Origin of the sequence: Microcystis sp. M_OC_Ca_00000000_C217Col (genome assembly GCF_007095585.1) — a bacterium.
Taxonomy (GTDB): domain Bacteria; phylum Cyanobacteriota; class Cyanobacteriia; order Cyanobacteriales; family Microcystaceae; genus Microcystis; species Microcystis panniformis.
Map to the genome: position 1 here is coordinate 1 of NZ_SFBV01000315.1, position 5343 is coordinate 5343.

The 5343-nt window shown below is 39.6% G+C and carries 4 protein-coding genes and 1 pseudogene; 3 read left to right on the top strand and 2 right to left on the bottom strand.

The genetic code is table 11. The annotated features are described in order from the left end of the window. Window positions 1-264: 264 nt before the first annotated feature. Window positions 265-1315: pseudogene (locus EWV66_RS20070) on the top strand (IS701 family transposase). Between the two features lie 394 nt (window positions 1316-1709). Here the strand turns inward: EWV66_RS20070 and EWV66_RS20075 are convergent. Continuing rightward, window positions 1710-2138 (bottom strand): hypothetical protein, encoded by a 429-nt coding sequence (locus EWV66_RS20075; RefSeq protein WP_002790027.1) that lies wholly within the window; start codon window positions 2136-2138, stop codon window positions 1710-1712. 113 nt (window positions 2139-2251) lie between these two features. Further along, window positions 2252-3982 (bottom strand): IS1634 family transposase, encoded by a 1731-nt coding sequence (locus EWV66_RS20080; RefSeq protein WP_284525875.1) that lies wholly within the window; start codon window positions 3980-3982, stop codon window positions 2252-2254. Window positions 3983-4742: 760 nt separating this feature from the next. On the opposite strand from EWV66_RS20080, the gene EWV66_RS20085 reads away from it, so the two are divergent. Then, window positions 4743-4970 carry a type II toxin-antitoxin system Phd/YefM family antitoxin gene (locus EWV66_RS20085; protein ID WP_002790026.1) on the top strand — a complete coding sequence of 76 codons (228 nt, stop codon included), beginning with the start codon at window positions 4743-4745 and terminating at the stop codon, window positions 4968-4970. Continuing rightward, a complete protein-coding gene (locus tag EWV66_RS20090) occupies window positions 4967-5257 on the top strand; it encodes a type II toxin-antitoxin system VapC family toxin (RefSeq protein WP_072928127.1) in 291 nt (96 codons plus the stop codon). Before EWV66_RS20085 ends, EWV66_RS20090 begins: the two co-directional genes overlap by 4 nt. The last annotated feature ends 86 nt before the right edge of the window (window positions 5258-5343 follow it).

Here is a 5343-nt window from a genome sequence, read left to right on the forward strand (position 1 = left end):
AGGTCAACCCTGACCAACCTTATAACTGTTTATATGTCCCGACGTTTAGTATCACATCGATACCAAACTAGGCAAGGGGACTCAAGGTCAATACACTTTGTAACAATTATCTACAATTGTAGGACTTACGCATTGACAAAAAGGCTCAAATTTGCATCCTCTAATTTTGGTAGCTAAGGATACAATTTATCGCCTGACCTCTTGACAAAACCCTCTCAGATTTGATTTCCTCATCGAAGAGAGTCTCTTCTGACAAGACAGCTCATGAGAACGATTACCAAGCCAAGTACCGCCAAGTGCAATCTCCAAATTTACACCTTATTTTTGCTCTGTGAGCCTAAATATATAAGCTGTGTTCGGTGAGCTTCGGATTTTGGAGGACTTGTCCCATGACAGCGTCAATCGTTTCTTGTGGCGGGAGAACTATACCTCCAAGGATTTGTTTGATGAAGTAGCTTCTCAAATCGAGCTTGAAGGGGGGACACTCAGTGTCGATGACATGGTAGTTGACAAGCTTTATAGTGACCCGAAGAAAGCTGAGTTAATCGATTATTTTTGGTCAGGCAAACCTAAAAAAACAGTCAAAGGAATTAACGTTGTTACCTTATATTATACTGACCTTAAGGGGGTGTCAGTTCCTGTCAATTACCGAATTGTTAATAAACAGGAAGGAAAGACAAAACATGAATATTTTTTAGAGATGTTGGCAGAAGTAAAAGCTTGGGGACTGAAGCCATCGATAGTTACTGGAGACAGTTGGTACGCTTCTAAAGAAAACCTGAATGTTCTTAAAGACAAGGAATTTGGGGGTCTATTTGCTCTGGAGGCGAATCGGTCAGTCTCGGTTGAACGAGGAGGAAAATATGTTCAAGTTCAAAGCTTAGATATTCCCACCGATGGATTAATTGTTTACCTGAAACAAGTGGGGCAAGTCAAGGTATTTAGAACGGTCTTCAAAAACGAATTTCGTTACTATACTATGTTCGTTCCGAACCTTCAGGAACTATCCTCAATCGATTGGTCAGAATTTAAAAAGATTCACGACCAACATTGGGGAATTGAGCAGTACCATCGAGCGTTAAAGCAAGTGTGTAATATTGAGCGCTTTCAAGTGAGAGAGAGTCAGGCCATAAGAACTCACATATTTTGTGCCATTCGGGGATTCGTACAATTAGAATTACTCCGATTTAAAGCGCAAATTGTCAATTGGTATTCTTTACAAAGGGAGTTATTTACTGAGGTCATCCGCTCTTTTATTGTTAATAATTTAGAGTCCAACTTCCTTGACCTCAATAATTTGGCAAGAATAGTCTGAAGTTCAAATGCATATTACGAAAATCCTGTCAATGCGTAAGTCCTACATAAGTAAAATAATCTGGTTTTTGGCTATTATATCAAATCTTAACTTAATTGTCTATCTTTTGGTATTAACCTATTTGTGCTGTAAGTCTTTCCCTGTATAAATTTTAGCTACTTTTAGGCGTAGGCAGTCTCATCGAATTTTATTTTAAGTTAATTATTTGCATAACAGTTACCGAAGAGCCTCATTTCTCTTTGTGATCAAGTTGAAGATTTTCTAGTTTTTGACTGCTATAAGTATTAATACTCATTGCATAAGTGAGATGCTCCCTGCGTCAGTTCAATATTAATGAAGCATTAACCACCGATCGCCATTTTGAGCAAGAAGGTTTTCACCGTTTACTTGTATTCTAAAAAGGGCAGAGCTGCGTCAGGGGTTGGTATTTCTCCAACTGATACTCCTGCCATTTCCCCGACCCCTGTTCGGTGAGGGATTGGGGGTTTCCCAACTGCGCGGCAGCTTCCCGCCAGAATTGCTCAAAGTTCTGCCGCAGTTCTCCGGTGGCAATCATCTCTTTGAGCCGCATGATGGTCACTTGCGGGATGACTTTCCCCATGATTTCTGCCTGCTGGAGTCCCACTTGAAACCCCGTTTCAATTGCCTGCTTCTCCAACAAACGTAAATGTTCGGCTAATTCTTCACTGACGGCGAAGCCATTGCCGTTATCTTCAATTTTACCTCTGTCATTATTGACCGCACTGACCGCAATTTCCTCAAAACTGCCCTGATAGGGGACTTTATCTCGTTTTACCACATCAGGATAGCGATTTTCGGGCAACAGAGCCTCTAGAGTAATAACTCACCGTTCGCTTATTTTTTGAGGTCAGGTAACGAAAATATGGATGAAAAGCTGACCCCGTAAAGGATTGAGCGAACGTTACTGACCCATTTTTATCCATCAGCAAAGAAGTCAGTCGTATAAATGGATTCTGGAATATTCATTAACCGCAAGATTTGTTGTTGTACCTCATTAAGACAAGAGATTTCCGTCTTTCCATCTCGCTCAATATATAAAGTGAGATTTCTAAACGCTTTTAACATCTGTTCAGCCGTAGGACGGTCAGTGCTGCGTTTAGGGTTTCCGTCATAGAGTCCAGCCAAACTAGATTGAGATTGACGTAATTGACGACGCACCACAAATTCCATCAAAGTAAAAACCCTTAAAGCAATCGTTAACAAAAACATCAACCCCTTAATCTTATCTTCGTCTCGAAAATAAATGGGTAAGGCAGATAAGCGACCTTTTTTAAAACGATGAAATCCCCTTTCCGGTTGCCATTGTTCTTGATCAGCTGATACCGCTTCTGTCAAAGATAATTGTTCTTTGTTAGTATTTGTGACATATAAACGCCAACCCACTATCGTCTTAAAAGCCTCAATTTCTGCGTTTAAACGAGTGTAACTAAGAATTAATTTCGTTTCACGAACTCGACGATAAGAAGATAGAACACTACGGTGGCCAAGACCTTTATATACTTTCTTATAGCTTTGCTTTTTCTCAATTGAGTATGTGATATACCTAGTTAATCCTAGTTTTTGCAGAGCTTCTCGTACCTTTTGCTCTAAAACTTTCTCATCTTTACCAGGTCTTTTTTGCAGAGATAATAATTTTTCTTCTCCTTTAATTAAACGACTTCCTAAGCCTTTTATCTGACGGGAGGCTAAGGCATTTGATTTCACTACTAACCATCTTTCATTCCACTGATAACGTTTTTTACTTTCTGGGTCAACCCATATACTTCCCAAAGGAACTTCAAAACCAGAGCCGATTTCTTTCTCTCCTAATCCCACTTCAGTTTCCACGATTTTAATCATTTCATTGGGGGGATTACTTAGCCAATCAGCTAACAGTTTAGGGCGAGGTTGACTCATGGCCAAGGGAAAACAGTAATTTCCTCCTTCTGCTTGGATTTTTGCCCGATTCTCATAACTTGAGGCTTTTGAGTCGGCTAAATATAAGAAATCTTTTTTTCCGAGTATTTCTGTCATTTTTCGCCATGTGGGTACATAATCCTTCTCATCTGTTCCATTTCCTGCCAGAGTCATTCCTAGTAAGGGAAGTCCTACCGGGTCTAATGTAGCCAACATTTGACGATATTGCCTTAAATCGGGTCGTTTGTCTTTACTATATCCGAATTTTAAGAGTGATGATTCTTTTTGCTCTTCTATAATTTGATGATGCACTGAGAAACTCGTTGTGTCACTGCGAGCTTTTTCGGTCGGTAATTCGTAAGCTTTGACCAGATATTGACATAATTCTCTCTCTATCTGGTCTAAACTGTCTGATGAACCCAATGTTCTTAATAACTCTCCACAACGGTCGTCCGTTGCTTCTTTTTCTCCTATTTTCCATCCCGTTATCCCTTCCAGACTTCTTTGATGTTCATTTACCCACGTTTCTAGACAACACATTCTATGATCTCCTTCGCTGATGATATAGGTCAGTAATAATACTGCTAGTTCCCCATAGCTTAATCCTGTGCGATTTCCGTGAGGCTTTTCCAGATTCTCGTCTATCATCTCTGCCACTTTCATTTGTTTTAACCAATGAATAATCACCGGGAGATCATCTATTCGTTCTGACTTTATCTGTGTGGGAATTTTCTTAACTCCTTCAACCAAACCCTTTACTACACAAAGATTTTAACCTTTTTTGTCCTCGATCGCTTTTTTATTTAAGCGAACGGTGAGTAATAAAAGTTAAGAAAAGTTGAAAATGCGTTCCTCTGGTATTTTCTTTGTTTAGAATATAATTAAAGGTTTAACTAAGCCTCTTCAACAACCGCATAGCCGAGGTAAGGTTATGAAAAGCTCATGTGCTGCAAAGCTTGCTGCAATAGCTCTTGTGGCTTGATCTTCTGAGCGGCACACAGGTAGTCAGGTCAATCCCCCAGGAATACAATCCTCGCCTACTCAAGTAAATCCTCAGCCTCCAAGTGTATCAAATCCATACGACCCTACCAACTCCCAAGGAATACAATCCTCGTCTACGGAAGCCGGAATACCACGTTCTGTACACGAAAATTGCATCAGTCTCATGAATATGAAGGAAATGCACAAATCTCATGTTCAGTTCTGGGAACAACAAATTTCATCACCAAGTCCATACAGCCAACCAACACAAGCGGATAAAATTAACGCAGAATACAATTTAAAGGAATCTCAAAAGCCACTTGATGAGGTCAATGCTCAACTTCAGCAATGTCCACCGAATTATCGATAGAATATTAGCTGAATGCCCTTTTTACACTTTGATAATGAGTTGATGCCAAGAAGATTTGACATCTGCAATGGTGTCATAGTTTCCATCACTTTTTAGAATTGGATAGTGATGGGAGATTTTTGTTGCTAAACTTCTAGAAAACTTTAATAATAAGAGACTATGCACCAAATTGATATAAATCAAGCTCAAACACAACTAGAAAGCTTATTGCAATCTGCACTCAAGGGGGATGAGATTATCATCACCCAGAATGATCAACCGGTTTTAAAATTAGTGCGATTGACTCCACCCCCAAAACGCCGTCAGAGTGGGAGTGCCAAAGGATTAATCTGGATGTCACCTGATTTTGATGAACCTTTGGAAGATTTCAGTGAGTACATGGGATGAAATTATTACTCGATACCCATACATTTCTTTGGTTTATTAATAACAGTCCTCAGTTGAGTATTGATGCTAAAAATTTAATTGAATCAGATGTCGATCTACTGTTGAGTATTGCCAGTTTGTGGGAAATTGCCATCAAAGTTAGTATTGGCAAGCTAACCATACCCAATACATACGATCAATTTATTCCTCAACAAGTGCAACTTAACGACATGGAAATTCTATCAATCAGCATGGCACATCTTACAGTTGTCACACTGACTGACGGACACAAGTGGGTCAAAACCTGACAAGACAAGGGTTGCCAAAAAGAAAAATATCTGGGTAGATAGGGAAAAAGCAAGAATCCCTACAAGATGAAAACCGAGAACAGAAT

What these genes read in the sequence shown, in the direction of transcription:
- EWV66_RS20085 (WP_002790026.1), top strand. Translation starts at nt 4,743, where the DNA reads ATGCACCAAATTGATATAAATCAAGCTCAAACACAACTAGAAAGCTTA.
- EWV66_RS20090 (WP_072928127.1), top strand. Translation starts at nt 4,967, where the DNA reads ATGAAATTATTACTCGATACCCATACATTTCTTTGGTTTATTAATAAC.